Genomic DNA, 26,409 nt, shown 5'->3' with positions numbered 1-26,409 from the left:
GGAGAGGTGGAGGCCGTGCAGCCGCTCGCTGGGGACGAACCGGCGGCCGTCGGGCCGTACCGGCTGCTGGGACGGCTCGGGGCCGGCGGGATGGGCCGGGTCTACCTCGGGCGCAGCGCCGGGGGCCGCACGGTCGCGGTAAAGATCGTGCACCCGCAGTTCGCGCTGGACGAGGAGTTCCGGGCCCGGTTCCGCCGCGAGGTGGAGGCCGCGCGCCGGGTCGGCGGCGCCTGGACCGCGCCGGTGCTCGACGCGGACCCGGACGCGCCGGTGCCCTGGGTCGCCACGGCCTATGCGGCGGGCCCCTCCCTCGCCGCGGCCGTCACCGACGCGGGCCCGCTGCCCGAGCACACGGTACGAGCCCTCGCCGCGGGCCTCGCGGAGGCGCTGGCCGCGGTCCATGCTCTGGGCCTGGTGCACCGGGACGTCAAGCCGTCCAACGTGCTGCTGACCCTGGACGGCCCGCTGCTGATCGACTTCGGCATCGCGCGGGCCACCGACGGGACGGCGTCCCTCACGGCCACCGGCGCCTCGGTCGGCTCGCCCGGCTACATGGCCCCCGAGCAGATCCTCGGCGCCGCCGTCCTGGGGGCGGCGGACGTCTTCTCGCTCGGCGCGGTGCTGACGTACGCGGCCACCGGACAGGCCCCGTTCCCGGGCGACTCCTCGGCGGCGCTGCTGTACAAGGTGGTGCACGAGGAACCCGAACTGGGATCGCTGAGCGGTGAGTTGCGGTCCGTCGCCGCGGCCTGCCTCGCGAAGGACCCGTCGGCCCGCCCCACCCCGGCGGAGGCCGGCCACCGACTGGCCCCCGAGGGCGCGGCCCGCCTGATGGCCGGGGGCTGGCTGCCGGGGCCCCTGGTCGAACAGGTCAGCAGGAGCGCGGTGCAGCTGCTCAACCTGGACACCGGGGACTCGGTCCGGTCCGGGCCGGTGGCCTTCGACGGGCCCTCGGTGGACGGGACCGGGGCAGGGGCGGGCGTGTTCGGGCCGGCGCCGGTGATGGGGCAGGGACCCGCGACGCCGGTGTCCGGGTTCCCGCCCGCGTCGGCGCCCGCCCACGGGTTCCCCGCGCCACCGGCCTACGCCCCCGCGCCCGGGATGCCGACCCACGCCCCCGCGACTCCCGGCGCCCCGACCGTCGTTCCGGCACCCCGGGACGGGGGCGGGGACGGGGACGGAGGGCGGCCCGGGAAGCTCTCGGTGAGCATGGCGGCCAGCGCCTCCCCGGGCGGGGACGGCGGCGGGCGGCGGATCAGCTGCACCGTGGCGCTCGCGGTCGCCGGGGCGCTCGCCCTCGGGACCGTCGGGGTCGGCGCGCTGCTGCGCCCGTGGTCCGGCGGCGGTCACACCAGCGAGGCGGGCAGTGCCCCGCACCCCTCGACCGCCCCGACGACGGGCGGGCCCGCCCCCGGCGACGGCGACCCCGCGCCCACCGGAAGCCCCACCACCGGCAGCCCCACCACCGGCAGCCCCACCACCGGCGGTGCCCCCACCGGCGGTGCCGTCCCGGCCCGCTACCTCGGCACCTGGGAGGGCGAGGCCACCGGGCTCGGCGGCACCCTGCCCATGGGCACCTTCCGGGTCACCGTCCACCAGGCCCGGGTGGGCGAGTCCCTGGGGCAGCTGCGCCAGACCGACCAGATCGGCGCCGTCTGCACCGACCTGCTCACCCTGAAGAAGGTCACCGGGACCCGGCTCCTCGCGACCTCGGTGGGCGCGAAGGACAACCACCCCGGCTGCGACCCCGCCCCCCACCAGATCGAACTGACCCCGGTCGGCGACCACTTGAAGTACACCTCGGAGAGCGCGTCGGAGGGCCACCCGGTGGCCGAGCTGACGAAGACCGGCTGAACAGCCTTGACCTCAAGAGTGCTTGAGGGAGGAGCCTTCCGGCATGGACACCGAAGAGCTGCGGCGCCAGGTGCGCGCCCTGACCGACCGCGCCGAGATCACCGACCTGATGGACCGCTATCTGCGCTCCCTGGACGAGGGGGACTTCGACGAGGAGTGGGCGCGCGCGTTCCACACCGAGGACGTCACCGCGGAGATGCCCATCGGCACCGTCCACGGGCGCCCCGCCCTGCTGGCCCATGTCCGCCGGGGAATGGCCCTGTTCGACCGGACCGTGCACCTGGGCACCAACGCCGTCATCGAGATCGACGGCGACCGGGCCACCGCCCGCGGCGCCCAGCTGAACACCCATGTCCTCGCGGACGGCTCGGGCGGTGTCTTCGTCTCCGCCGGGCACGCCGACACCGAACTGGTCAGGACGGCCGACGGCTGGCGGATCTCCGCCTCGGCCCTGCGCGTGGTGTGGACCCAGGGCCCGCCGCCCCGGCTGCCGGACGACTTCACCCCGGCCCCCACGGCCCGGCACCGGGCGGGCCGAGCCGGATGAGCGAGGCGCTGCTGTGGGCCGTCGCCGCGTGCTGGGGTGCGGCGGCGGGGGCCGTACTGCCCAGGGCCGCCTTCCGGTTCGCCGTACCGGACGACGAACCCTGGCGCGAGCGGTGCGCGGACGGGCACGTGATCCGGGGGTGGCTGGGGCGTACGGCGTGCCCGGGCTGCCCGGCCCCCGCCTCCCTCCTCCTCCCCGTCCTCACCGCCCTGGTCTGCGCCGCCCTCGCCGCCGCGACCGGCCCCCGGCCCGAGCTGCTCGCCTGGCTGCCGCTCGCACCGGTGGGGGTGCTGCTGTGCGCGGTCGACGTCCGGGTGCGGCGGCTGCCCGACGTACTGACCCTGCCGTTCGCCGCCGCCGCCCTCGCGCTGCTGGGGCTCGCCGCGCTGCTGCCCGGACACGCCGGGCACTGGCCCACCGCGCTGTACGGGGCCCTCGCGCTCGGCGCCGGATACACCGTGCTGCACCTGGTGAACCCGGGCGGAATGGGCCTCGGGGACGCCAAGTCGGCCCTCGGCGCGGGGGCCGTGCTCGGGTGGTACGGCTGGCCCGTGGTGCTGCTCGGCACATTCGCCGCGGTCCTGGCCGGGGCCCTGTACGGCGGTGCGCTCGTCGCCGTACGGAAGGCCTCGCGGAAGACGGGCGTCGCGTTCGGGCCGTTCCTGCTGGGCGGAACCCTTGTCGGGGTGCTGATCGGCGCGTATACGGCGCTGTCGTAGGCTGGTCCGGTCCGTCCATCACCCTTGACGAAAGGGACGCCCCGGTGACCGAGAAGGCCGACCTCCAGTCCGTCCTCGACCGTGCCGCCGCAGGTGGGCGGATCACCCCGGAAGAGGCCGTCGCCCTCTACCGTGACGCCCCGCTGCACGCGCTGGGCGCGGCCGCCGACGCGGTGCGCCGCCGTAAGTACGCCGGTATCGAGCACATCGCGACGTACATCATCGAGCGCAACATCAACTACACGAACGTGTGTGTCACGGCCTGCCGGTTCTGCGCCTTCTACGCGGCACCCAAGGACACGGCCAAGGGCTGGACCCGCGACCTCGACGACATCCTGCGCCGCTGCGCGGAGACCGTCGAGCTGGGCGGCACCCAGATCATGTTCCAGGGCGGCCACCACCCGGACTACGGCGTCGAGTACTACGAGAAGCACTTCAAGGCCATCAAGGACGCCTTCCCCCAGCTGGTGATCCACTCGCTGGGCGCGTCCGAGGTCGAGCACATGGCCCGGATCAGCAAGGTGTCGGTCGAGGAGGCCATCACCCGGATCCACGAGGCCGGTCTCGACTCGTTCGCCGGTGCGGGCGCGGAGCTGCTGCCCGAGCGGCCGCGCAAGGCCATCGCCCCGCTCAAGGAGAGCGGCGAGCGCTGGCTGGAGATCATGGAGACCGCGCACAACCTGGGCGTGGAGTCCACCTCCACCATGCTGATGGGCACCGGCGAGACCAACGCCGAGCGCATCGAGCACCTGCGGATGATCCGCGAGGTACAGGACCGCACGGGCGGCTTCCGCGCGTTCATCCCGTACACGTACCAGCCCGAGAACAACCACCTCAAGGGCCGTACGCAGGCGACGCTCTTCGAGTACCTGCGGATGATCGCCATCGCCCGGCTGTTCCTCGACAACGTCCAGCACATCCAGGGCTCCTGGCTCACCACGGGCAAGGAGGTCGGCCAGCTGTCCCTGCACTACGGCGCGGACGACCTCGGCTCGATCATGCTGGAGGAGAACGTGGTCTCCTCGGCCGGCGCCAAGCACCGCTCCAACCGGCTGGAGATCATCGACCTCATCCGCAAGGCGGGCCGGGTGCCGGCGCAGCGCGCGACGACGTACGAGCACCTGGTCGTGCACGAGGACCCGGCGAACGACCCGGTCGACGACCGCGTGGTCTCGCACATCTCCTCCACGGCGATCGAGGGCGGCACCGCGCACCCCGAGCTGAAGCTGCTCTCCGCCAACTGAGCGCGCCGTGCTGACGATTCACGCCGACTCCAGGGGGCACGCGCTCGCCGTCGAGGGGGAGCGGGTCGTGGGCACGGGAGTGCTGGGGGAACTGGCCGACGGGTATCCGCGGGCGCGGGTGCGGCGCTGGCCGGGGATCCTCACGCCCGGGTTCGTCAACCTCCACGGCCCGGAGCTGCTGGAGGAGGCGTACCACCCGGACCCCCGGGAGGCCGGGGAGCTGGGCACCGAGCCGCTCTTCGGCGACGCGCTCGCCCGTCTCGCGCCGGACGACGTCCGGTGGGGCGGGAGCGCGCGGCGCGGGGTGCAGCGGATGCTGGCGCACGGGACGGTGGCGGTGGCGGGGGCGCTGGGCCGTCCGGCGGTGGTGGACGCGGTACGGCGCACCGGGCTCGACGTGCTGCCCCGTACGGGGCGTCCCGGCGGGGTGCCGTCCCTGGATCCCCTCGCGTGCGGGGTTCCGCCGGAGGTACCGGCGCCTCGGGAACGGGGGTCCGTGGCGTCCTTCGCCGTGTTCGACGTCGCGGACGAGGGGGAGCTGGCGGAGCGGGGGGCGTCGACGTGCGTGGCGACGGTCATTCGGGGTCGGCTGCTGTATCGGCGCCGGTGACTGCGTCGCTCGGGCCGTCGAACGTCTGCGGGCCGTATACGGCTGATCGCGCCCACACGGCGCAGCCGCATATCGACACAGCCCCGCGCCCCTTACGGGGCGCCGCACGCCCCACCCGAAGCCGTCCGCCAGGACCTTGCTGCGACAATGGCCAAGTGACCCGCGCATCCCTGGACAAGCAGCCGCACGAAGTCGCCTCGATGTTCGACAACGTGGCGGAACGGTACGACCTGACCAATGACGTGCTGTCCCTGGGACAGGACCGACGCTGGCGCAAGGAAGTCGCGCAGGCCGTGGACGCCCGCCCGGCGCAGAAGGTCCTGGACCTCGCCGCCGGTACCGCCACCTCCTCCCTCCCCTTCGCCCGCACCGGCGCCTACGTGGTGCCCTGCGACTTCTCGATCGGCATGCTCCAGGTCGGCAAGAAGCGCCACACCTGGCTGCCGTTCACCGCGGGCGACGCGACGAAGCTGCCGTTCAAGGACGACACCTTCGACGCCGTGACCATCTCCTTCGGCCTGCGCAATGTGCAGGACTTCGACGCCGCGCTGCGCGAGATGTACCGCGTCACCAAGCCCGGCGGACGCGTCGTGATCTGCGAGTTCTCGCACCCGACCTGGACGCCCTTCCGGACCGTCTACACCGAGTACCTGATGCGCGCCCTGCCCCCGGTCGCCCGCGCCGTGTCCTCGAACCCGGACGCCTACGTCTACCTCGCCGAGTCCATCCGCGCCTGGCCGAACCAGCCCGGTCTCGCCGAACGGCTCCGCGAGGCCGGCTGGTCCAGGGTCGCCTGGCGCAATCTCACCGGTGGCGTCGTCGCCCTGCACCGCGGCTTCAAGGACTGAGCCGCCGCACCGCCCTCAAGCCCTCAAGGCCTCACCGGCCGATCATCTCGAACGCGTCCCCCGGTTCCCCCAGTTCCCGCTGGAGTCCGCCCGTCGGCGGCCGGGGGACGCGTGGTTCGCGCACGCCTCCGCCGCCCTCGCCCTCCGCGAAGTCGAACCACACGTACACCACCGAGTCCGCCGGCACCTCCGCCCCGGGCGGCGGGTACTGGCGTACCACGTAGTCCACGACCGCCCGGTGGAAGTCCGGGCGGTCCGGCGCGGTCAGGAACAGCCCCCGGGCCCGTGCGGTCTCGCGCGCGTCCACGGCCATCAGACCGACCAGCCGCGGCACACGCACATCGGGTGTTTTGGGTGTTGTGTGCACAGATGTCACCCCCAGCGGTACTGGAAGGGTAACTCCGGCGCCTCCCGGCCGGAAGGCGCCGGTGTCGTACTGTGACAGATGGCTACGCTGCGTTATCGGTACGGCAGTTGAGGTCCAGGCGGAAGCAGAGCGCGTCCTCGGCCAGCGTCGGATGCGGGTACGTCTCCGCGGCCCGCATGCCCAGGCGCCGGGTCACCGCGATGGACCGCTCATTGCCCGGCCGTACCATCGCCACCACCTCCGGTACGCCCGCCTCCCGTACCCGCCGCAGGGTCTCGCGCGCGGCGGCGGTGACGTACCCCTTGCCCCAGTGCGCCCGCCCGAGCCGCCAGCCGATCTCTATCGCGCCCGCCGGACCCCACTGCGGCAGCCAGGGCTGGGCGCCGGTGAAGCCGAGGACCTCGTCGGACTCGTCCAGGATCGTCCAGAGGCAGAAGCCCCGTTCGGCGTCGTGCCGCCGCTGGCGCGCGGTCAGTTCCTCGTACACGGACAGCGGGGCGGGCTTGCCGCCGTGGAACTCCATCACCTCGGGATCGGCGAACACCCGGTGCCAGGCCAGGGCGTCCTCATGGGTGGGAACGCGCAGCCGCGGTGCGGGAAGAGGTCGGTTCACAGGGCAGCCCTTCAGCCGGGTGATCTATTCCGCTGAATAGACTGCCCATGTCCAGTGCCCGTCGGCACGCAGATTTCGAACTTGGGGAGATCCCGCCGTGACCGAGCCCCTCTCCGACCACTCCGCCGATGTGATCGTCGTCGGCGCGGGCCCAGCCGGCTCCGCGACCGCGTACCACCTGGCCAAGGCCGGTCTCGACGTACTCCTCCTGGAGAAGACGGAGTTCCCGCGCGAGAAGGTGTGCGGTGACGGCCTCACGCCCCGCGCGGTCAAGCAGCTCGTCGCCATGGGCATCGACATCTCCGGGGAGGCCGGCTGGCTGCGCAACAAGGGCCTGCGCATCATCGGCGGCGGCTCCCGCCTCCAGCTGGACTGGCCGGACCTCGCGGCGTACCCGAACTACGGACTCGTGCGCAAGCGCGACGACTTCGACGAGATCCTGGCCCGAAACGCGCAGAAGGCGGGCGCGCGGCTGTACGAGCGCTGCAATGTCTCCGGGCCGATCGTGGACGAGCGCACCGGCCGCATCACCGGGGTGACGGCCAAGGTCGGCGAGGAGAAGCGCGAGGTCGGCTATCGCGCGCCGCTCGTCGTCGCGGCCGACGGCAACTCCACCCGGCTGTCCCTCGCGATGGGCCTGCACCGCCGCGAGGACCGTCCGATGGGCGTCGCGGTGCGCACGTACTTCACCTCGCCCCGCCATGACGACGACTACCTGGAGTCCTGGCTGGAGCTGTGGGACCGGCGCGGCTCGCAGGAGCGGCTGCTGCCCGGCTACGGCTGGATCTTCGGCATGGGCGACGGCACGTCCAACGTCGGCCTCGGCGTCCTCAACACCTCCGCCGCCTTCAAGGAACTGGACTGGCGCGAGATCCTCAAGGCCTGGTGCGCGTCCATGCCCAAGGACTGGGGCTACACCCCCGAGAACATGACCGGGCCGATCCGCGGCGCCGCGCTGCCGATGGCCTTCAACCGGCAGCCGCACTACACCAAGGGCCTGCTGCTGGTCGGCGACGCCGGCGGCCTGGTGAACCCCTTCAACGGCGAGGGCATCGCCTACGCCATGGAGTCCGGCCAGATCGCCGCTGACGTCATCGTCCAGGCGCACGCGCGGGCGACGCCGGCCCAGCGGGAGATCGCCCTCCAGCGCTACCCGCGCGTCCTCAAGGACACCTACGGCGGCTACTACAACCTCGGCCGCGCCTTCGTGAAGCTCATCGGCAACCCCAAGGTCATGCAGATCGCCGCCCAGCGCGGCCTGACCCACCCGGTTCTGATGAAGTTCACCCTGAAACTCCTGGCCAACCTGACCGATCCCACGGGCGGCGACGCGATGGACCGGATCATCAACGGCCTGACGAAGGTGACCCCGAAGGCGTGATCAGGCGCTGAGCGCGGCCTCTTGGGCGGACCGGCGGGCGTAAACCTCCTCCCGCCGGTCTCCCATCTGCCGCAGCGCGTCCTTTTTCTCCCGCTTGGTCAACCGGTCGAGGTAGATGTACCCGTTGGTGTGATCCGTCTCGTGCGCGAGGCACCGGGCGAAGTAGCCCGTGCCCTCGACCTCCAGCGGATTGCCGTCCCGGTCCCGGCCGCGCACCAGCGCCCGGTCCGGCCTGGGCAGTGCCATCACCGCGCCCGGCACCGACAGACAGCCCTCGCCCTCGTCCAGCAGCCGCCGCCCGCCGAGTGGCGTTTCCAGCACAGGGTTGACGATGTGTCCGACATGCCGGTTTCCGTCGTCATCGGGGCAGTCGTACACGAAAAGGCGCAGATCGACCCCGACCTGATTCGCCGCGAGCCCGGCGCCCTCGGCGACGTACATCGTGCGGAACATGTCGTCGATGAGCGCCGCGAGGTCGGGCCCGAACTCCGTGACGTCCCGGCACGGCTTGTGCAGCACCGCCTCGCCGACCTCGGTGATCCTGCGCACCGCGCCGCGCCCGGCCTCGGGGGCGTACCGGGGGAACTCGGCGACAGGGGCGCCCTGTACGAACACGCGTGGCATCGCGTCTTCTCCTTCACTCGTGGACGAAACCGCCGTGCGGCGGTCCGGCCCGAGCATGCCAGGGAACGCCGCAGGGCCGCTGCCCCCGAGCGGCTGCGGCCCTGCGTGAGGTGCGAAACGCCCCTCAAGTATGCGAAACGGTACGGGATACCTCAGAGTACGCGCACGGCACCCGTCGGCTGGTCGTACGACAGCGGGTGCTCCGAGACGCCGGAGGACGGGTTCTGCGCGCCGACGAACATGCCGTCGCCCACGTACACCGCGACGTGGTACGCGCTGCCCGCGCTGCCCCAGTACAGGATGTCGCCCGGCTGGAGGTTGCTCAGCGAGACCTGGGTGCCGGCGGTCGACTGGTCCTGCGAGACGCGCGGCAGGCTCACGCCGACCTGCTTGAAGGCGGTCTGCACCAGGCCCGAGCAGTCGTAGGCGGAGGGGCCGGTGGCGCCGGAGACGTACGCCTTGCCCAGCTGCGCCTTGACGAAGCTGATGACGGCCGCGGCGGAACCGGTGGCCGTGGAGGAGCCGGTGCTGGTGCCGGTGCTCGCAGAGGTGGAGCCGGAGGTGTCGTCGGCCGTGAGGGCGATCCGGGTCGTGCTGCGCGAGGCGCGCTCGGCGGCGTCCTTGCGGGCGGCCTCCTCGGCCTTCTTCTTGGCGTCGGCGGCCTTCTGCTTGGCGTCGGCGAGGTCCGCCTTGGCCTGCTTCGCGGCCTTCGCGGCGGCCGCGTCGCGCTCGGCCTGGAGCTGGTAGTTCGCCGCGGCCTGCTGGGTGGCGTCCGCGGACTGAGCGGCCTGCGTGGCCAGATCGGCCGTCAGGGTGGGCAGTTCGAGGGTCTGCGTCACCGGCTCGGCCGCGTTGGCCGAACCGGCGGCCCCGGCGACTGCCAGGGTGCTGAGGACGCCACCGGCAACTCCGGCCCGCATCGCGAGGGACGACGCGCTGCGGCGGGGCTTCCGGTGGCTGCGTATGTGAGCGGTGTGGGACATGAGAACAACCGGTATCAGGGGCTCCTTCGTATCTTCAAGAAACGTGTGCTGCGCCACAGTTGCACGATCGAGACCTCAAACCCCGGGCGTGTCGCCCTTTATTGACGCCGTAACGGACATTGCGGACGCCCGTGATCAAGCCCTTGATCACGGTCTTTGATCATTACGTCCGAATTGCCCCGCGCTTACCACCGGTTGATGTGGTTGGCCAACCCCGGTCCCTGAGAGGCTGCTGTGACTGTGACCGAGGTCACGGAACGCTCGCCGGGAGGCCGGCGTCCCGCGCGTGGGGTGCTCGTGAACGCGCGCACGCGCGTTCCCGTCCGTCCACACCGCACCTTCCGGCTCCCCCTGATGTGTGAACGGGATCCACTATCAAGATCGGGTGCCCAGCGCCAATTTGCATGCAGGCGAACTCTCTTGATATTGAGACGACCTCTTTGGCCTGCGGTGACGGGCGAAATTGTCACTTCTGGTGATCAACTGAACGCTTCGTGTATGAAGATCAGCCATCATCCGACTTCATGATCCTTCGTCAGGTGGTGGAGATCACAAAGCTTGTGGAATACCCCGTGTCGCAGATCACAGATCGGCGGGCATAGGATGCGGAGCAGTTGGGCTTGTGACCTGCTTCACATGTTCTCGATCTTCATCGGCCCAGCGAACCGCCAGCAGTCAGTGCCGACTGAGAGGAGCGAGGAGCGGTGAACGCTTATGCGCCCATCCTCGTACTGGGAGCCCTCGGGGCAGGCTTTGCGATCTTCTCCGTGGTCATGGCCACGCTGATCGGTCCGAAGCGGTACAACCGCGCCAAGCTCGAAGCCTACGAGTGCGGCATCGAGCCGACCCCCACGCCGGCCGGCGGCGGGCGCTTCCCCATCAAGTACTACCTGACGGCGATGCTCTTCATCGTCTTCGACATCGAGATCGTCTTCCTCTACCCCTGGGCCGTCACCTTCGACGCCCTGGGGCTTTTCGGGCTCGTGGAGATGTTGCTCTTCGTGCTCACCGTCTTCGTCGCGTACGCGTACGTATGGCGGCGCGGCGGCCTGGAATGGGACTGAGGGGCCATATAAGACATGGGACTCGAAGAAAAGCTGCCGAGCGGCTTCCTGCTGACCACCGTGGAACAGGCCGCGGGCTGGGTGCGCAAGGCATCCGTCTTCCCGGCCACCTTCGGCCTGGCCTGCTGTGCCATCGAGATGATGACCACCGGCGCCGGCCGTTACGACCTGGCGCGCTTCGGCATGGAGGTGTTCCGCGGCTCACCGCGCCAGGCGGACCTGATGATCGTGGCCGGCCGGGTCAGCCAGAAGATGGCGCCGGTCCTGCGGCAGGTCTACGACCAGATGCCCAATCCCAAGTGGGTGATCTCCATGGGCGTCTGCGCCTCCTCGGGCGGCATGTTCAACAACTACGCGATCGTCCAGGGCGTCGACCACATCGTCCCGGTCGACATCTATCTCCCCGGCTGCCCGCCCCGGCCCGAGATGCTGATGGACGCGATCCTCAAGCTCCACCAGAAGATCCAGTCCACCAAGCTCGGGGTGAACGCCGAGGAAGCGGCCCGCGAGGCGGAGGAGGCGGCGCTCAAGGCCCTGCCCACCATCGAGATGAAGGGGCTGCTGCGGTGAGCGACGCGAACGGCACCCACGGCGACGGGGCGAACGGGGTGAACCCCGAGAAGGACCTCTCCGCCTCCAACCTCCCCGGCCAGCGCGGCCAGGGCGGCGAGGAGATCCGCGTCCAGCGCGGCATGTTCGGCGCGAACAACGGCGGCGACACCTCCGGCTACGGGGGCCTGGTCCGCTCGGTCCGGCTGCCCGGACCGGCGAGCCGGCCCTACGGCGGCTGGTTCGACGAGGTCGCCGACGAGCTGGAGGGCGCCCTGGAGGAACAGGGCCTGCTGCCGGACAACGCCATCGAGAAGACGGTCGTCGACCGCGGCGAACTCACCTTCCACATCGAGCGCGAGCACCTGCCGCGGGTCGCCCGCACCCTGCGCGACGACCCCGCCCTGCGCTTCGAACTGTGCACCGGCGTCAGCGGCGTGCACTACCCGGGCGACAAGGGCCGCGAGCTGCACGCCGTCTACCACCTGCGCTCGATCACCCACAACCGGCTGATCCGCCTGGAGGTCAGCGCCCCGGACGCCGACCCGCACATCCCGTCCCTGGTGCCCGTCTATCCCACCAACGACTGGCACGAGCGCGAGACGTACGACTTCTTCGGGATCGTCTTCGACGGCCACCCGGCCCTGACGCGGATCATGATGCCGGACGACTGGCAGGGCCACCCGCAGCGCAAGGACTACCCGCTCGGCGGCATCCCCGTCGAGTACAAGGGCGCCCAGATCCCGGCTCCGGACCAGCGGAGGTCGTACTCGTGAGCACTGAGTCCGCATCGGCACGCGAAACCACCGAGGGCACCGTCTACACGGTCACCGGTGGCGACTGGGACGAGGTCGTCCAGTCGGCGGCCCGCTCCGACGACGAGCGCATCGTCGTCAACATGGGTCCCCAGCACCCCTCCACCCACGGGGTGCTCCGGCTGATCCTGGAGATCGACGGCGAGACGGTCACCGAGGCCCGCTGCGGCATCGGCTATCTGCACACCGGCATCGAGAAGAACCTCGAATTCCGCACCTGGACGCAGGGCACCACCTTCGTCACGCGCATGGATTACCTGACGTCCTTCTTCAACGAGACCGCCTACTGCCTCGCCGTCGAGAAGCTCCTCGGCGTCGAGGACGACATCACCGACCGCGCCAAGATCATCCGGGTGCTCCTGATGGAGCTGAACCGGATGTCCTCCCACCTGGTGTGCATCGCCACCGGCGGCATGGAACTGGGCGCGACCACGATCATGATCTACGGCTTCCGCGATCGTGAAATGATTCTCGACCTCTATGAACTGATCACCGGCCTGCGGATGAACCACGCGTACATCCGCCCCGGCGGACTCGCCCAGGACCTGCCGCCCGGCGCGGTCGACCAGATCCGCGAGTTCGTCAAGAAGATGCGCCGAAACATCCCGGAGTACGACAAACTCGCCACCGGGAACCCCATCTTCAAGGCCCGCATGGGCGACATCGGCTATCTCGACCTGGCCGGCTGCATGGCACTCGGCGCGACCGGCCCGATCCTGCGCGCCACCGGCCTGCCGCACGACCTGCGCAAGACCCAGCCGTACTGCGACTACGAGACGTACGACTTCGAGGTCCCCACCGCCGACAGCTGCGACGCCTACGGCCGCTTCCTGATCCGCCTGGAGGAGATGCGCCAGTCGCTCGGGATCATCGAGCAGTGCCTGGACCGGCTGGCGCCCGGCCCGGTCATGGTCGCCGACAAGAAGATCGCCTGGCCCGCCCAGCTGGCCCTCGGCCCGGACGGACTCGGCAACTCCCTCGACCACATCAAGAAGATCATGGGCACCTCCATGGAGGCCCTGATCCACCACTTCAAGCTGGTCACCGAGGGCTTCCGGGTCCCGCCGGGCCAGGCGTACGCGGCCGTCGAGTCCCCCAAGGGCGAACTCGGGGTGCACGCGGTCTCCGACGGCGGCACCCGCCCCTACCGGGTCCACTTCCGCGACCCGTCCTTCACCAATCTTCAGGCCATGGCGGCGATGTGCGAGGGCGGCCAGGTCGCCGACGTGATCGTCGCCGTCGCGTCCATCGACCCCGTGATGGGAGGCGTCGACCGGTGACCACCTCTTCTTCGGAGCACGGCGTCAGCCTGGGCATGCCCGAACCGCCCGCGCCCGCCTACCCGGACGACGTACGGGAACGCCTCGCGGCGGACGCGCGCGAGATCGTGGCGCGCTACCCGGACTCCCGCTCCGCCCTGCTGCCGCTGCTCCACCTCGTGCAGTCCGAGGAGGGCCATGTCACGCGCACCGGAATGCGGTTCTGCGCGGAGACGCTCGGCCTGACCACCGCCGAGGTCACCGCGGTGGCCACCTTCTACACCATGTACCGGCGCCGGCCCTCCGGCGACTACCAGGTCGGGGTGTGCACCAACACCCTGTGCGCGGTGATGGGCGGCGACGCGATCTTCGAGTCCCTCCAGGAACACCTGGGCGTGGGCAACGGGGAGACCACCGACGACGGCAAGGTCACCCTGGAGCACATCGAGTGCAACGCGGCCTGCGACTTCGCGCCGGTCGTGATGGTCAACTGGGAGTTCTTCGACGACCAGACGCCCGGCAGCGCCCGGGACCTGGTGGACGACCTGCGCGCGGGCCGGGAGGTACGGCCCACCCGCGGCGCGCGGATGTGCACCTTCAAGGAGACCGCCCGGATCCTGGCCGGCTTCCCGGACGAGCGGCCCGGAGCCGTCGAGGAGGGCGGCAGCGCCGGACCCGCCTCGCTGGTCGGCCTGCGCCTGGCCAAGGGCGAGTCCGCACCCCCGCGCGTGGTCCATCCCCGCAGCCAGGAACCCCAGGACGGGCCGTCCTTGCGCCGGGCCGAAGAGGAGGGGGAGTGATGAGCGTGGCAGCCGAACTCAAGGACTCCAGCCCCGAGAAGCTGCTGGCACCCGTGCTGTCGGCCTTCTGGGACGAGGACCGCTCCTGGTCCCTGGACGTCTACCGGCGGCACGAAGGGTACGAGGGGCTGCGCAAGGCCCTCGCCATGTCGCCCGACGACCTGATCGCCTACGTCAAGGAATCCGGGCTGCGCGGCCGCGGCGGCGCAGGCTTCCCGACCGGCATGAAGTGGCAGTTCATCCCGCAGGGCGACGGCAAGCCGCACTATCTCGTCGTCAACGCCGACGAGTCGGAGCCGGGCACCTGCAAGGACATCCCGCTCCTGTACGCGAACCCGCACAGCCTCATCGAGGGCATCGTGATCGCGTGCTACGCCATCCGGTCCTCGCATGCCTTCATCTACCTCCGGGGTGAAGTGGTCCCGGTCCTGCGGCGGTTGCACGAGGCCGTCCGCGAGGCCTACGCGGCCGGCTTCCTCGGCGAGGACATCCTCGGCAGCGGTCTGAACCTCGAACTCACCGTGCACGCCGGGGCCGGCGCGTACATCTGCGGCGAGGAGACCGCGCTGCTCGACTCGCTCGAAGGCCGCCGCGGCCAGCCGCGGCTGCGTCCCCCCTTCCCCGCCGTCGAGGGGCTGTACGCCTGCCCCACTGTGGTGAACAACGTCGAGTCCATCGCCTCGGTTCCCGCGATCCTGAAGAACGGGAAAGAGTGGTTCAGGGCGATGGGCAGCGAGAAGTCCCCGGGCTTCACGCTCTACTCGCTCAGCGGGCATGTCACGAGCCCCGGCCAGTACGAGGCACCGCTCGGCATCACCCTGCGCCAGCTCCTGGAGATGAGCGGCGGGATGCGCGCGGGCCACCGGCTGAAGTTCTGGACGCCGGGCGGCTCCTCCACCCCGATGTTCACCGCCGAACACCTCGATGTGCCGCTCGACTACGAGGGCGTCGGCACCGCCGGCTCCATGCTCGGCACCAAGGCCCTGCAGTGCTTCGACGAGACCACCTGCGTGGTCCGCGCGGTCACCCGCTGGACCGAGTTCTACGCCCATGAGTCCTGCGGCAAGTGCACACCCTGCCGCGAAGGGACGTACTGGCTGGTGCAGTTGCTGCGGGACATCGAGGCCGGCAAGGGCGCCAGGTCCGACCTGGACAAGCTCGCGGACATCGCCGACAACATCAACGGCAAGTCCTTCTGCGCCCTCGGCGACGGCGCGGCCTCCCCGATCTTCTCCTCGCTGAAGTACTTCCGCGAGGAGTACGAGCAGCACATCACGGGCCGGGGCTGCCCCTTCGACCCGGCCAAGTCGACGGCCTGGGCGGACCGCCCGGAGGTGAACGCATGACCGTGACCACCAACGCTCCCGCGGGTGGCGGAGAGGCGGCCCTCCCGCCGGAAGACCTCGTCGCGCTGACGATCGACGGCATCGAGATCAGCGTGCCCAAGGGCACCCTGGTCATCCGGGCCGCCGAACAGCTCGGCATCGAGATCCCCCGCTTCTGCGACCACCCGCTGCTCGACCCGGCCGGCGCCTGCCGGCAGTGCATCGTGGAGGTGGAGGGCCAGCGCAAGCCGATGGCCTCCTGCACCATCACCTGCACCGACGGCATGGTGGTGCGCACCCAGCTGACCTCCCCGGTCGCCGAGAAGGCCCAGCACGGTGTGATGGAGCTGCTGCTCATCAACCACCCGCTGGACTGCCCGGTCTGCGACAAGGGCGGCGAGTGCCCGCTGCAGAACCAGGCCATGTCGCACGGCAACGCCGAGTCCCGCTTCGAGGGCCGCAAGCGCACCTACGAGAAGCCGGTCGCGATCTCCAGCCAGGTGCTGCTGGACCGCGAGCGCTGCGTGCTGTGCGCGCGCTGCACCCGGTTCTCCAACCAGATCGCGGGCGACCCGATGATCGAGCTGATCGAGCGGGGCGCGCTCCAGCAGGTCGGCACCGGCGAGGGCGACCCGTTCGAGTCGTACTTCTCCGGGAACACCATCCAGATCTGCCCGGTGGGAGCGCTCACCTCGGCGGCGTACCGCTTCCGCTCCCGCCCCTTCGACCTGGTCTCCTCGCCCTCGGTGTGCGAGCACTGCGCGGGCGGCTGCGCCACCCGCACCGACCACCGGCGCGGCAAGGTCATGCGGCGGCTCGCGGCCAACGACCCCGAGGTCAACGAGGAGTGGATCTGCGACAAGGGGCGCTTCGGCTTCCGCTACGCCCAGCTCAAGGACCGCCTCGACACCCCGCTGGTGCGCGGCGCCGACGGCGCCCTGGAGCCCGCGTCCTGGCCGGAGGCGCTGGAGGCCGCCGCCCGCGGTCTGAGCGCCGCCCGCTCCCGGGCCGCCGTCCTGACCGGCGGCCGGCTGACCGTCGAGGACGCCTACGCGTACAGCAAGTTCGCGCGGGTCGCCCTGGACACCAACGACATCGATTTCCGCGCGCGGGTGCACAGCGCCGAGGAGGCGGGCTTCCTCGCCGCCACCGTCGCGGGCCGCGGACGTGACCTGGAGGGTACGGGGGTCACGTACGGCGCGCTGGAGAAGGCGCCCGCCGTGCTCCTCGTCGGCTTCGAGGCGGAGGAGGAGGCCCCCGGCGTCTTCCTGCGGCTGCGCAAGGCCTGGCGCAAGCACAAGCAGCTGGTGTTCTCGCTGGCCACCCACGCGACCCGGGGCCTGCAGAAGGCGGGCGGCACCCTGCTGCCTGCCGCGCCCGGCACCGAGACCGAGTGGCTGGACGCGCTCGCGAGCGGCGTCGGCCTGGAGGCCCCCGGCACCCGGGCCGCCGAGGCGCTGCGCGGCGAGGGCGCCGTCATCGTCGTCGGCGAGCGGCTGGCCTCGGTCACCGGCGGGTTCACCGCCGCCGTACGGGCCGCGACCGCGACCGGCGCCCGGCTGGTGTGGATCCCGCGCCGGGCCGGGGAGCGCGGCGCCCTGGAGGTCGGCGCGCTGCCCGCGCTGCTGCCGGGCGGCCGCCCCGCGACCGACCCGCGCGCCCGCGCCGAGGTGGCCGGTGCCTGGGGCCTGTCCGAACTGCCGCTGGGCTACGGCCGCGACACCGAGCGGATCGTCGAGGCCGCCGCGGACGGCGGGCTGGCGGCCCTGGTGGTCGCGGGCGTCGAGGTCGCCGACCTGCCCGACCCGGCCCGCGCCCGCGAGGCGCTGGACCAGGTCGGCTTCCTGGTCTCGCTGGAGCTGCGGCCCAGCGAGGTCACCGAACGCGCCGATGTCGTCCTGCCGGTGGCCGCGGTCGCCGAGAAGGCGGGCTCCTTCCTCGACTGGGAGGGCAGGGTGCGCTCCTTCGAGGCCGCGCTCAAGCCGGAGCAGATGACCCGCCGGCTGGCCCCGACCGATGCCCGGGTGCTGCACATGCTGGCCGACGCCATGGACGTCCATCTGGGGCTGCCGGACCTGCGCACCATCCGCGCGGAGATCGACCGGCTCGGCTCCTGGGACGGGCCGTACGCCACCGAGCCCCGGGAGGCCGCGGGCGCCGTACCGCGCCCGGCCGCCGGGGAGGCCGTACTGGCGGGCCACCGGCTGCTGCTCGACCAGGGTCTGCTCCAGGAGGGCGACGAGGCGCTGGCCGGCACCCGGCGCGCCGCCCGGGCCCGGCTCTCGGCCGCCACGGCCGCCGAGGCGGGGGTCGCGGAGGGCGAGTTCCTCGCCGTCACCGGCCCCGCCGGCACCGTCGAACTCCCGCTCCAGATCGGTGAGATGCCCGACCGGGTGGTCTGGCTCCCGCTGAACTCCGGCGGCGGCGGTGTCGCCTCCGACACCGGGGCACAGCCCGGCAATCTCGTCCGCATCGGCCCGGCGGCCCCCGCCGAGGCGGCCCCCAAGGAGGTGGAGGCATGAGCCCGTACCTCGCCGCTGAAGACCTCTCGATGTTCGGCCGCGACCCCTGGTGGCTGGTCGTCGTCAAGGCGGTCTTCTGCTTCGCCTTCCTGATGGTGACCGTGCTGTTCTCCATCGTCTGGGAGCGCAAGGTCGTCGCCTGGATGCAGCTGCGCATCGGACCCAACCGGCACGGCCCCTGGGGCATGCTCCAGTCGCTCGCCGACGGTGTGAAACTGATGCTCAAGGAGGACCTGATCGTCCGCCGCGCGGACAAGGTGGTCTACGTCCTCGCACCGATCGTGGCGGCCATCCCGGCCTTCATGGCGATCGCGGTGATCCCGTTCGGCCCCGCCGACCACGAGATCTCCATCTTCGGCACCCGTACGACGATGCAGCTCACCGACCTGCCGATCGCGATGCTCTACATCCTCGCGGTCGCCTCGGTCGGCATCTACGGCATCGTCCTCGCGGGCTGGAGCTCCGGCTCCACGTATCCGCTGCTCGGCGGTCTGCGCTCCTGCGCGCAGATGATCTCCTACGAGATCGCCATGGGCGCCGCGTTCGCCTCGGTGTTCCTCTACTCGGGCTCCATGTCGACGTCGACGATCGTGGCCCAGCAGCACGACCGCTGGTACATCCTGCTGCTGCCGGTCTCCTTCCTCCTCTACATCGTCACCATGGTCGGCGAGACCAACCGCGCCCCCTTCGACATGCCGGAGTCCGAGGGCGACCTGGTGGGCGGTTTCAACACCGAGTACTCGTCCATCAAGTTCGCGATGTTCATGCTCGCCGAGTACGTGAACATGGTGACGGTCTCCGCCGTCTCCACCACCCTCTTCCTCGGCGGCTGGCGGGCCCCCTGGCCGATCAGCACCTTCTGGGCGGGCGCCAACCACGGCTGGTGGCCGATGCTCTGGTTCGTCATCAAGGTGCAGCTGCTGCTGTTCTTCTTCATCTGGCTGCGCGGCACCCTGCCCCGGGTCCGCTACGACCAGCTGATGAAGCTCGGCTGGAAGGTCCTGATCCCGGTCTCGGTGACCTGGCTGATGCTCGTCGCGTCCGTACGGGCGCTGCGCAACGAGCACTACGGCTTCGCCGACATCGCCCTCTACGTGGGCGGCGGGGTGCTCGCCCTGCTGCTGATCTCCTTCGTCGTCGACATCTTCCGCGAGAAGGCGCAGGCGGTCGAGCAAGCGGCCGCGGACCAGGCCGGGTTCGACCCGATGGCGGGCGGATTCCCGGTGCCGCCGCTGCCCGGACAGGAGCTGCCGCCGGTGCCCAGGCGCCGCTCGGGGCGGGAGCGGGAGCTGATTGTCAGTGGTGGGCCCGACACTTTGAGTGACGGATCGCCAGAGGGATCCACGGATGGAAAGGAGGCGTCCGATGGCTGAGGAACCCAAGGAGACCAAGCCCGGTTTCCAGAACCCCGTGGCCGGCTTCGGCGTGACCTTCAAGGCCATGTTCAAGAAGCGGCTCACCGAGCAGTACCCGGAGCAGAAGAAGACCACCGCTCCCCGCTTCCACGGACGGCACCAGCTCAACCGCCATCCGGACGGCCTGGAGAAGTGCGTCGGCTGCGAGCTGTGCGCCTGGGCCTGCCCCGCCGACGCCATCTATGTGGAGGGCGCCGACAACACCGACGAGGAACGCTACTCGCCGGGCGAGCGCTACGGCCGCGTCTACCAGATCAACTACGCCCGCTGCATCCTGTGCGGGCTGTGCATCGAGGCGTGCCCCACCCGCGCGCTGACGATGACCAATGAGTTCGAACTGGCCGACTCCAGCCGCGCGAACCTCATCTACACCAAGGAGCAGCTGCTGGCCGGCCTCGACGAGGGCATGGTCGAGGCGCCGCACTCCATCTTCCCGGGCACCACCGAGGAGGACTACTACCGGGGCCTGGTCACCCAGGCCGCGCCCGGCACGGTCCGCCAGGCCGCCGTCTCCAAGGGCGAGGAGGCCGAGGGCGCCGAGGGCTCCGGGGCCTCCGGCGCGGACAAGGCAGCGGACCAGGAGGTGGACGCATGAGCGCGCAGCTCGCCGCCTATACGACCTCCACCGGTGAGGCCTTCCAGTTCTGGGTCCTCGGCACCGTCGCGGTGATCGGCGCCCTGTGCACCGTCTTCATGAAGAAGGCCGTGCACAGCGCGCTCAGCCTCGCCGGGACCATGATCGTCCTGGCGGTGTTCTACCTCGCCAACGGCGCCTACTTCCTGGGCGTCGTCCAGATCGTCGTCTACACCGGCGCGATCATGATGCTGTTCCTGTTCGTGGTGATGCTCGTCGGCGTCACCGCCGCGGACTCGCTGAAGGAGACCATCAAGGGCCAGCGCTGGCTGGCCCTGCTGTGCGGGGTCGGCTTCGGCGTGCTGCTGCTCGCCGGGATCGCCAACGCCTCCCTGAAGGACTTCGCGGGCACCGGCCAGGCGAACGCCAACGGCAATGTGGAGGGCCTCGCCGCCCTCATCTTCACCAAGTACGTCTTCGCCTTCGAGATCACCGGCGCCCTGCTGATCACGGCCGCCGTCGGCGCCATGGTGCTCACCCACCGGGAGCGCACCGAGCGCGCCAAGACCCAGCGCGAGCTGGCCGAACAGCGCGTCCGCGAGGGCAAGCACCTGCCGCCGCTGCCCGCCCCGGGTGTCTACGCCCGGCACAACGCGGTGGACATCGCGGGTCTGCTCCCCGACGGCACCCCCTCCGAGCTGACCGTCAGCAAGACCCTGCGCGAACGCGGCCAGATCCGGGACGTGTCCACGGAGGCCATCAACGATCTGCGGGCGCTGGAACAGCGTTCCACGGAGCGCCTGGAGCGGACGCCGATCGAACCGGAGACGTTCAAGCGGCCCGAGGAGGCGTCGAAGTGAACCCGGTCAACTATCTGTATCTCGCGGGCCTGTTGTTCACGATCGGCGCCACCGGCGTACTGATCCGGCGCAACGCCATCGTGGTCTTCATGTGCATCGAGCTGATGCTGAACGCCTGCAATCTCGCGTTCGTCACCTTCTCCCGGCTGCACGGCAACCTCGACGGCCAGGTCATCGCCTTCTTCACGATGGTCGTCGCCGCCGCGGAGGTCGTGGTGGGCCTCGCGATCATCGTGTCGCTGTTCCGTACCCGCCACTCGGCCTCGGTCGACGACGCCAGCCTGATGAAGCTGTAAGGGGTCGGGAGAATCGTGGAGAAACTGATCGCGCTGCTCGTCGCGGCGCCCCTGCTCGGAGCGGCCGTCCTCCTGGTCGGCGGCCGGCGCCTGGACCGCGTCGGCCACTGGATCGGCACCCTGCTGTCGACCGCGTCCTTCGTCATCGGCCTGCTCCTCTTCGCCGACCTGCTCGGCAAGAACGCCGAACACCGCACGCTGATCCAGCACTTGTGGACCTGGATCCCGGTCGAGGGCTTCCAGGCGGACGTCACCTTCCGCCTCGACCAGCTGTCGATGACCTTCGTCCTGCTGATCACCGGCGTCGGCTCGCTGATCCATCTGTACTCGGTCGGGTACATGGAGCACGACGAGCGGCGCCGCCGCTTCTTCGGTTATCTGAACCTGTTCCTCGCGGCGATGCTGCTGCTCGTCCTCGCCGACAACTACCTGCTGCTGTACGTCGGCTGGGAGGGCGTCGGTCTCGCCTCCTATCTGCTGATCGGCTTCTGGCAGCACAAGCCCAGCGCCGCCACGGCCGCCAAGAAGGCGTTCCTGGTCAACCGCGTCGGCGACATGGGCCTGTCGATCGCGATCATGCTGATGTTCACCACCTTCGGCTCTTTCGCCTTCGGCCCGGTCTTCGGCCATGTCGACGGCGCCTCCCAGGGCAAGCTCACCGCGATCGGCCTGATGCTGCTGCTGGCCGCGTGCGGCAAGTCCGCCCAGGTGCCGCTCCAGTCCTGGCTCGGTGACGCGATGGAGGGCCCGACCCCGGTCTCGGCCCTGATCCACGCGGCGACCATGGTGACCGCGGGCGTCTATCTGATCGTCCGCTCGGCGGCCGTCTTCAACGCGGCGCCGGACGCCCAGCTCGTCGTCACCGTGGTGGGCACGGTCACGCTGCTCTTCGGTGCGATCGTCGGTTGCGCCAAGGACGACATCAAGAAGGCGCTGGCCGGCTCCACCATGTCGCAGATCGGCTACATGGTGCTCGCCGCGGGCCTCGGCCCCATCGGCTATGTCTTCGCGATCATGCACCTGGTGACCCACGGCTTCTTCAAGGCCGGGCTGTTCCTCGGCGCGGGCTCCGTGATGCACGGCATGAACGACGAGGTCGACATGCGCAAGTTCGGCGGCCTGCGGAAGTACATGCCGGTCACCTTCATCACCTTCGGCCTCGGCTACCTCGCCATCATCGGCTTCCCGGGCCTGTCCGGCTTCTTCTCCAAGGACAAGATCATCGAGGCGGCCTTCGCCAAGGGCGGCACCGAGGGCTGGATCCTCGGCGGCGCGGCCCTGGTGGGCGCGGCCATCACCGCGTTCTACATGACGCGCGTGATGCTGATGACGTTCTTCGGCGAGAAGCGCTGGCAGCCCGACGCCGAGGGCCATGAACCGCATCCGCACGAGTCCCCGAAGACCATGACGATCCCGATGATCGTGCTGGCCGTCGGCTCGGTCCTCGGCGGTGCCTTCTTCAGCATCGGCGACCGCTTCCTCAAGTGGCTGGAGCCGGTCACCGGCCACAGCGAGGGCCACTCCCCGGTCAGCGCCGGGGAGGTCACCATCGCCACGATGGTGTGTTTGGTCATCGGCGTGGGCATCGCCTGGGCGCAGTACGGACGCAAGCCGGTCCCGGCCGTCGCCCCGCGCGGCTCGCTGCTCACCCGGGCGGCCCGCCGCGACCTCCTCCAGGACGACTTCAACCATGTGGTCCTGGTGCGCGGCGGCGAACACCTCACGCGCTCCCTGGTCTACCTCGACCACAGCCTGGTCGACGGGGTCGTCAACGGCACGGCGGCCGGCTTCGGCGGCCTGTCCGGGCGGCTGCGCCGGCTCCAGAACGGCTTCGCCCGCTCCTACGCGGTCTCGATGTTCGGCGGCGCGGCACTCCTGGTCGCCGCGACCCTGCTGATGAGGGCGGTCTGATACCGATGTCCTTTCCCCTGCTGACAGCGACGGCGGCGCTCCCCGCCCTGGGAGCCGTCGCCACGGCCGCCGTACCGGCCGCGCGGCGCACCGCCGCCAAGTGGCTGGCCCTGCTCGTCTCGCTCGGCACGCTCGCGCTGGCGATCACCGTCCTGGTCCGCTTCGACCCGGGCGGCGCCCGCTACCAGCTCACCGAATCCCATTCCTGGATCCGCGACTTCGGGGTGCGCTACGAGCTGGGCGTGGACGGCATCGGGGTGGCGCTGATCGCGCTGACCGCCGTACTGATCCCGTTCATCATCCTGGCGGGCTGGCACGACGCCGACCCGCTGGAGACCGGCAGCCGCCGCTGGCGCCCCACCCAGGGCTTCTTCGCGCTGATCCTGGCGGTCGAGGCGATGGTCCTCATCTCCTTCGAGGCCACCGACGTCTTCCTCTTCTACATCTTCTTCGAAGCCATGCTGATCCCGATGTACTTCCTCATCGGCGGCTTCGGGGACCGCGCCCACGCCCAGGGCGAGGAGGCGGCCGCCACCCAGCGCTCGTACGCGGCGGTGAAGTTCCTCCTCTACAACCTGGTCGGCGGTCTGATCATGCTGGCCGCGGTGATCGGCCTCTATGTGGTCGCCGGGAACTTCTCCCTCCAGCAGATCGCCGAGGCGCGGGCGAGCGGCTCGCTGCACATGGCGACGAGCACCGAACGCTGGCTGTTCCTCGGTTTCTTCTTCGCCTTCGCGGTGAAGGCGCCGCTGTGGCCGCTGCACACCTGGCTGCCCAACGCCATGCAGGAGTCCACCGCCCCGGTCGCCGTCCTCATCACGGCGGTGGTCGACAAGGTGGGCACCTTCGCGATGCTCCGCTTCTGCCTCGGGCTGTTCCCGGAGGCCAGCAGGTGGGCCACGCCGGTGATCCTCGTCCTGGCGCTGATCAGCATCGTCTACGGCGCGCTGCTCGCGGTCGGCCAGCGGGACATCAAGCGCCTGGTGGCGTACGCGTCGATCTCCCACTTCGGCTTCATCATCATGGGCATCTTCGCGATGACCAGCCAGGGCCAGTCCGGCGCCACCCTCTACATGGTCAACCACGGCATCTCCACGGCCGCGTTGATGCTGGTCGCCGGGTTCCTGATCTCCCGGCGCGGCTCGCGGCTCATCGCCGACTACGGCGGGGTGCAGAAGGTCGCCCCGGTGCTCGCCGGCACCTTCCTGATCGGCGGCCTGGCCACCCTGTCGCTGCCCGGCCTCGCGCCGTTCGTGAGCGAATTCCTCGTCCTGGTCGGCACGTTCACGCGCTATCCGGTGATCGGGATCATCGCCACCCTCGGCATCGTGCTCGCCGCGCTCTACACCCTGGTGCTCTACCAGCGCACCATGACCGGCCCGGTGAAGCCCGAGGTCTCCACGATGCCCGATCTGCGGGTGCGTGAGGTCCTGGTCGTCGCCCCGCTGATCGTGCTGCTGATCTTCCTGGGCGTCTATCCGAAGCCCGTGACGAACATCGTCAACCCGGCGGTCAAGCACACCATGTCCGACGTCCAGAAGAAGGACCCCAAGCCCGAGGTGGAGGCGGCCAAGTGAGCACCCCAGCCGTCCACAGCCTGTGGACAACCGCGGCCGACCGCATCCCCCAGATCGGCGCGCCGAAGATCGAATACGGGCAATTGTCGCCCACGCTGATCCTCCTCGGCGCCGCGCTGGTCGGGGTGCTGGTCGAGGCGTTCGTGCCGCGCAGGTCCCGTTACTACGCGCAGGTGTTCGTGTCGGTCGTCGCCCTGTGCGCCGCGTTCGCCGCGGTCGTCGGGCTCGCCGCCGACGGGTACGGCACCACGAAGGCGCATGTCGCCGCCATGGGCGCCATCGCGGTCGACGGCCCCTCGCTGTTCCTCCAGGGCGTCATCGTGCTGGCCGGTCTGGTGGGCCTGTTCACCTTCGCCGAGCGCCGGCTCGACCCGGAGGCGCACGGCAACCGGGTGGACTCCTTCGCCGCGCAGGCCGCCGCCGTGCCCGGCAGTGACACCGAGAAGGCCGCGGTCAAGGCCGGGTTCACCACCACCGAGGTCTTCCCGCTGCTGCTCTTCGCGGTCTCCGGCATGCTGGTCTTCACCTCGGCGAACGATCTGCTGACGCTCTTCGTCGCGCTGGAGGTCTTCTCCCTGCCGCTGTACCTGCTGTGCGCGCTGGCCCGCCGCAAGCGGCTGATGTCGCAGGAGGCCGCGGTCAAGTACTTCCTGCTGGGCGCGTTCGCCTCCGCGTTCACCCTGTTCGGCATCGCGCTGCTGTACGGCTACGCGGGCTCGGTGTCGTACGCGCGCATCGCCCAGGTCGTGGACGGCTCGGTCACCGATGTGAACCCGGCGCTGGCCGACACCATGGGCAATGACGCGCTGCTGCTCATCGGCGCGGCCCTGCTGGTGATGGGCCTGCTGTTCAAGGTGGGCGCGGTGCCGTTCCACATGTGGACGCCCGATGTCTACCAGGGCGCGCCCACCCCGGTGACCGGCTTCATGGCGGCGGCGACCAAGGTGGCCGCGTTCGGCGCGCTGCTGCGGCTGCTGTACGTGGTGCTGCCGGGGATGCGCTGGGACTGGCGGCCGGTGATGTGGGCGGTGGCGATCATCACCATGCTGGGCGGCGCGATCGTGGCGATCACCCAGACCGACATCAAGCGGCTGCTGGCGTACTCCTCCATCGCGCACGCCGGTTTCATCCTCGCGGGTGTCATCGCGACCTCGAAGAACGGCGTGTCGTCGGTCCTGTTCTATCTGGCCGGCTACTCGTTCGTGACGATCGGCGCCTTCGCGGTGGTCACGCTGGTGCGGGACGCGGGCGGCGAGGCGACCCATCTGTCCAAGTGGGCCGGGCTCGGCCGGCGTTCCCCGCTGGTGGCGGCGGTCTTCGCGGTGTTCCTGCTGGCCTTCGCCGGTATCCCGCTGACCTCCGGCTTCGCGGGGAAGTTCGCCGTGTTCAAGGCGGCGGCGGCCGGGGGCGCGGCCCCGCTGGTCGTCATCGGTGTGATCTCCTCGGCGATCGCGGCGTTCTTCTACATCCGGGTGATCGTGCTGATGTTCTTCAGCGAGCCCAAGCCGGAGGGGCCGACGGTGGCCGTGCCGTCGCCGCTCACGATGCTGGCGATCGGGCTCGGCGTGGCGGTCACGCTGGTGCTGGGTGTGGCGCCGCAGTACTTCCTGAACCTGGCGAACCAGGCGAGTGTGTTCGTGCGCTGAGTGCGT

At 70.6% G+C, this 26,409-nt stretch carries 25 protein-coding genes; 21 read left to right on the top strand and 4 right to left on the bottom strand.

What is annotated here, in order from left to right:
- Window positions 1-15: 15 nt before the first annotated feature.
- From AB0N90_RS29035 to AB0N90_RS29010, 6 genes are all read left to right on the top strand, one after another.
- On the top strand, window positions 16-1,854 hold the full coding sequence (locus AB0N90_RS29035) for a protein kinase (RefSeq protein WP_365201618.1): 1,839 nt from the start codon (window positions 16-18) through the stop codon (window positions 1,852-1,854).
- 43 nt (window positions 1,855-1,897) lie between these two features.
- Window positions 1,898-2,401: a nuclear transport factor 2 family protein gene (locus AB0N90_RS29030; protein ID WP_365201616.1), complete on the top strand. Its 504-nt coding sequence runs from the start codon at window positions 1,898-1,900 to the stop codon at window positions 2,399-2,401.
- Complete coding sequence (locus tag AB0N90_RS29025) at window positions 2,398-3,120, top strand: A24 family peptidase (protein WP_365201614.1); 723 nt, start codon at window positions 2,398-2,400, stop codon at window positions 3,118-3,120. The genes AB0N90_RS29030 and AB0N90_RS29025 overlap by 4 nt, the downstream gene beginning before the upstream one ends.
- A gap of 44 nt (window positions 3,121-3,164) precedes the next feature.
- Window positions 3,165-4,364, top strand: a complete 1,200-nt coding sequence (gene mqnC / locus AB0N90_RS29020; protein ID WP_361683194.1) for a cyclic dehypoxanthinyl futalosine synthase — start codon at window positions 3,165-3,167, stop codon at window positions 4,362-4,364.
- Window positions 4,365-4,371: 7 nt separating this feature from the next.
- Window positions 4,372-4,974, top strand: coding sequence for a hypothetical protein (locus tag AB0N90_RS29015; protein WP_365201612.1), 603 nt, complete (start codon window positions 4,372-4,374; stop codon window positions 4,972-4,974).
- Between the two features lie 155 nt (window positions 4,975-5,129).
- Window positions 5,130-5,822 carry a demethylmenaquinone methyltransferase gene (locus tag AB0N90_RS29010; RefSeq protein WP_361683190.1) on the top strand — a complete coding sequence of 231 codons (693 nt, stop codon included), beginning with the start codon at window positions 5,130-5,132 and terminating at the stop codon, window positions 5,820-5,822.
- Between the two features lie 31 nt (window positions 5,823-5,853).
- Here AB0N90_RS29010 and AB0N90_RS29005 read toward each other — a convergent pair whose 3' ends face one another.
- Together AB0N90_RS29005 and AB0N90_RS29000 are read right to left on the bottom strand one after the other, a co-directional pair.
- Complete coding sequence (locus tag AB0N90_RS29005; RefSeq protein WP_365201609.1) at window positions 5,854-6,162, bottom strand: PASTA domain-containing protein; 309 nt, start codon at window positions 6,160-6,162, stop codon at window positions 5,854-5,856.
- Between the two features lie 109 nt (window positions 6,163-6,271).
- A complete protein-coding gene (locus AB0N90_RS29000; RefSeq protein ID WP_365201606.1) occupies window positions 6,272-6,802 on the bottom strand; it encodes a GNAT family N-acetyltransferase in 531 nt (176 codons plus the stop codon).
- 97 nt (window positions 6,803-6,899) lie between these two features.
- Between AB0N90_RS29000 and AB0N90_RS28995 the strand changes: the two genes are divergently transcribed.
- Window positions 6,900-8,183 carry a geranylgeranyl reductase family protein gene (locus tag AB0N90_RS28995; protein ID WP_365201604.1) on the top strand — a complete coding sequence of 428 codons (1,284 nt, stop codon included), beginning with the start codon at window positions 6,900-6,902 and terminating at the stop codon, window positions 8,181-8,183.
- Here AB0N90_RS28995 and def read toward each other — a convergent pair whose 3' ends face one another.
- Window positions 8,184-8,807 (bottom strand): peptide deformylase, encoded by a 624-nt coding sequence (gene def, locus AB0N90_RS28990; protein ID WP_365201601.1) that lies wholly within the window; start codon window positions 8,805-8,807, stop codon window positions 8,184-8,186.
- 152 nt (window positions 8,808-8,959) lie between these two features.
- Window positions 8,960-9,790 carry an NlpC/P60 family protein gene (locus tag AB0N90_RS28985; RefSeq protein WP_365201598.1) on the bottom strand — a complete coding sequence of 277 codons (831 nt, stop codon included), beginning with the start codon at window positions 9,788-9,790 and terminating at the stop codon, window positions 8,960-8,962.
- A gap of 704 nt (window positions 9,791-10,494) precedes the next feature.
- Between AB0N90_RS28985 and AB0N90_RS28980 the strand changes: the two genes are divergently transcribed.
- Genes AB0N90_RS28980 through nuoN form a run of 14 tightly spaced genes read left to right on the top strand, consistent with a single transcriptional unit; the run spans window position 10,495 to window position 26,403 of the window.
- Window positions 10,495-10,854, top strand: coding sequence for an NADH-quinone oxidoreductase subunit A (locus AB0N90_RS28980; RefSeq protein ID WP_030494815.1), 360 nt, complete (start codon window positions 10,495-10,497; stop codon window positions 10,852-10,854).
- Window positions 10,855-10,869: 15 nt separating this feature from the next.
- Window positions 10,870-11,424, top strand: a complete 555-nt coding sequence (locus AB0N90_RS28975; protein ID WP_009190037.1) for an NADH-quinone oxidoreductase subunit B family protein — start codon at window positions 10,870-10,872, stop codon at window positions 11,422-11,424.
- On the top strand, window positions 11,421-12,179 hold the full coding sequence (locus AB0N90_RS28970) for an NADH-quinone oxidoreductase subunit C (RefSeq protein WP_365201596.1): 759 nt from the start codon (window positions 11,421-11,423) through the stop codon (window positions 12,177-12,179). The genes AB0N90_RS28975 and AB0N90_RS28970 overlap by 4 nt, the downstream gene beginning before the upstream one ends.
- Window positions 12,176-13,498 (top strand): NADH-quinone oxidoreductase subunit D, encoded by a 1,323-nt coding sequence (locus AB0N90_RS28965; RefSeq protein ID WP_136100176.1) that lies wholly within the window; start codon window positions 12,176-12,178, stop codon window positions 13,496-13,498. Before AB0N90_RS28970 ends, AB0N90_RS28965 begins: the two co-directional genes overlap by 4 nt.
- Window positions 13,495-14,277 carry an NADH-quinone oxidoreductase subunit NuoE gene (nuoE, locus tag AB0N90_RS28960; RefSeq protein ID WP_365201593.1) on the top strand — a complete coding sequence of 261 codons (783 nt, stop codon included), beginning with the start codon at window positions 13,495-13,497 and terminating at the stop codon, window positions 14,275-14,277. Before AB0N90_RS28965 ends, nuoE begins: the two co-directional genes overlap by 4 nt.
- Complete coding sequence (gene nuoF, locus AB0N90_RS28955) at window positions 14,274-15,623, top strand: NADH-quinone oxidoreductase subunit NuoF (RefSeq protein WP_365201590.1); 1,350 nt, start codon at window positions 14,274-14,276, stop codon at window positions 15,621-15,623. The genes nuoE and nuoF overlap by 4 nt, the downstream gene beginning before the upstream one ends.
- Window positions 15,620-18,124, top strand: a complete 2,505-nt coding sequence (locus AB0N90_RS28950) for an NADH-quinone oxidoreductase subunit G (protein ID WP_365201588.1) — start codon at window positions 15,620-15,622, stop codon at window positions 18,122-18,124. The genes nuoF and AB0N90_RS28950 overlap by 4 nt, the downstream gene beginning before the upstream one ends.
- A complete protein-coding gene (gene nuoH, locus AB0N90_RS28945; RefSeq protein ID WP_365201586.1) occupies window positions 18,121-19,497 on the top strand; it encodes an NADH-quinone oxidoreductase subunit NuoH in 1,377 nt (458 codons plus the stop codon). Before AB0N90_RS28950 ends, nuoH begins: the two co-directional genes overlap by 4 nt.
- A complete protein-coding gene (gene nuoI / locus AB0N90_RS28940; protein WP_365201583.1) occupies window positions 19,490-20,134 on the top strand; it encodes an NADH-quinone oxidoreductase subunit NuoI in 645 nt (214 codons plus the stop codon). Before nuoH ends, nuoI begins: the two co-directional genes overlap by 8 nt.
- Entirely contained in the window at window positions 20,131-20,973 is an 843-nt protein-coding gene (locus AB0N90_RS28935; protein WP_136100171.1) for an NADH-quinone oxidoreductase subunit J, read from the top strand. The genes nuoI and AB0N90_RS28935 overlap by 4 nt, the downstream gene beginning before the upstream one ends.
- Window positions 20,970-21,269: an NADH-quinone oxidoreductase subunit NuoK gene (gene nuoK / locus AB0N90_RS28930; protein WP_037658575.1), complete on the top strand. Its 300-nt coding sequence runs from the start codon at window positions 20,970-20,972 to the stop codon at window positions 21,267-21,269. Before AB0N90_RS28935 ends, nuoK begins: the two co-directional genes overlap by 4 nt.
- A gap of 15 nt (window positions 21,270-21,284) precedes the next feature.
- Entirely contained in the window at window positions 21,285-23,180 is a 1,896-nt protein-coding gene (gene nuoL / locus AB0N90_RS28925; protein WP_136100170.1) for an NADH-quinone oxidoreductase subunit L, read from the top strand.
- Between the two features lie 5 nt (window positions 23,181-23,185).
- The gene (locus tag AB0N90_RS28920) at window positions 23,186-24,757 is read left to right on the top strand and encodes an NADH-quinone oxidoreductase subunit M (protein WP_086808994.1); all 1,572 of its coding nucleotides are present in this window, start codon (window positions 23,186-23,188) and stop codon (window positions 24,755-24,757) included.
- Entirely contained in the window at window positions 24,754-26,403 is a 1,650-nt protein-coding gene (nuoN, locus tag AB0N90_RS28915; RefSeq protein WP_085566064.1) for an NADH-quinone oxidoreductase subunit NuoN, read from the top strand. Before AB0N90_RS28920 ends, nuoN begins: the two co-directional genes overlap by 4 nt.
- Window positions 26,404-26,409 lie beyond the last annotated feature (6 nt).

Origin of the sequence: Streptomyces sp. NPDC093018 (assembly GCF_040684035.1) — a bacterium.
In the GTDB taxonomy this organism is placed as follows: Bacteria; Actinomycetota; Actinomycetes; order Streptomycetales; family Streptomycetaceae; genus Streptomyces; species Streptomyces murinus.
The sequence above is the reverse complement of the archived record's forward strand: the minus strand, read 5'-3'. Positions and strand labels throughout refer to the sequence as shown.

Coding starts and splice junctions, on each gene's coding strand:
- AB0N90_RS29030 (WP_365201616.1), top strand. CDS start 1,898: ATGGACACCGAAGAGCTGCGGCGCCAGGTGCGCGCCCTGACCGACCGC.
- def (WP_365201601.1), bottom strand. CDS start 8,807: ATGCCACGCGTGTTCGTACAGGGCGCCCCTGTCGCCGAGTTCCCCCGG.
- AB0N90_RS29025 (WP_365201614.1), top strand. CDS start 2,398: ATGAGCGAGGCGCTGCTGTGGGCCGTCGCCGCGTGCTGGGGTGCGGCG.
- AB0N90_RS28920 (WP_086808994.1), top strand. CDS start 23,186: ATGTCCTTTCCCCTGCTGACAGCGACGGCGGCGCTCCCCGCCCTGGGA.
- AB0N90_RS28950 (WP_365201588.1), top strand. CDS start 15,620: ATGACCGTGACCACCAACGCTCCCGCGGGTGGCGGAGAGGCGGCCCTC.
- nuoI (WP_365201583.1), top strand. CDS start 19,490: ATGGCTGAGGAACCCAAGGAGACCAAGCCCGGTTTCCAGAACCCCGTG.
- AB0N90_RS28985 (WP_365201598.1), bottom strand. CDS start 9,790: ATGTCCCACACCGCTCACATACGCAGCCACCGGAAGCCCCGCCGCAGC.
- nuoH (WP_365201586.1), top strand. CDS start 18,121: ATGAGCCCGTACCTCGCCGCTGAAGACCTCTCGATGTTCGGCCGCGAC.
- AB0N90_RS28975 (WP_009190037.1), top strand. CDS start 10,870: ATGGGACTCGAAGAAAAGCTGCCGAGCGGCTTCCTGCTGACCACCGTG.
- AB0N90_RS28935 (WP_136100171.1), top strand. CDS start 20,131: ATGAGCGCGCAGCTCGCCGCCTATACGACCTCCACCGGTGAGGCCTTC.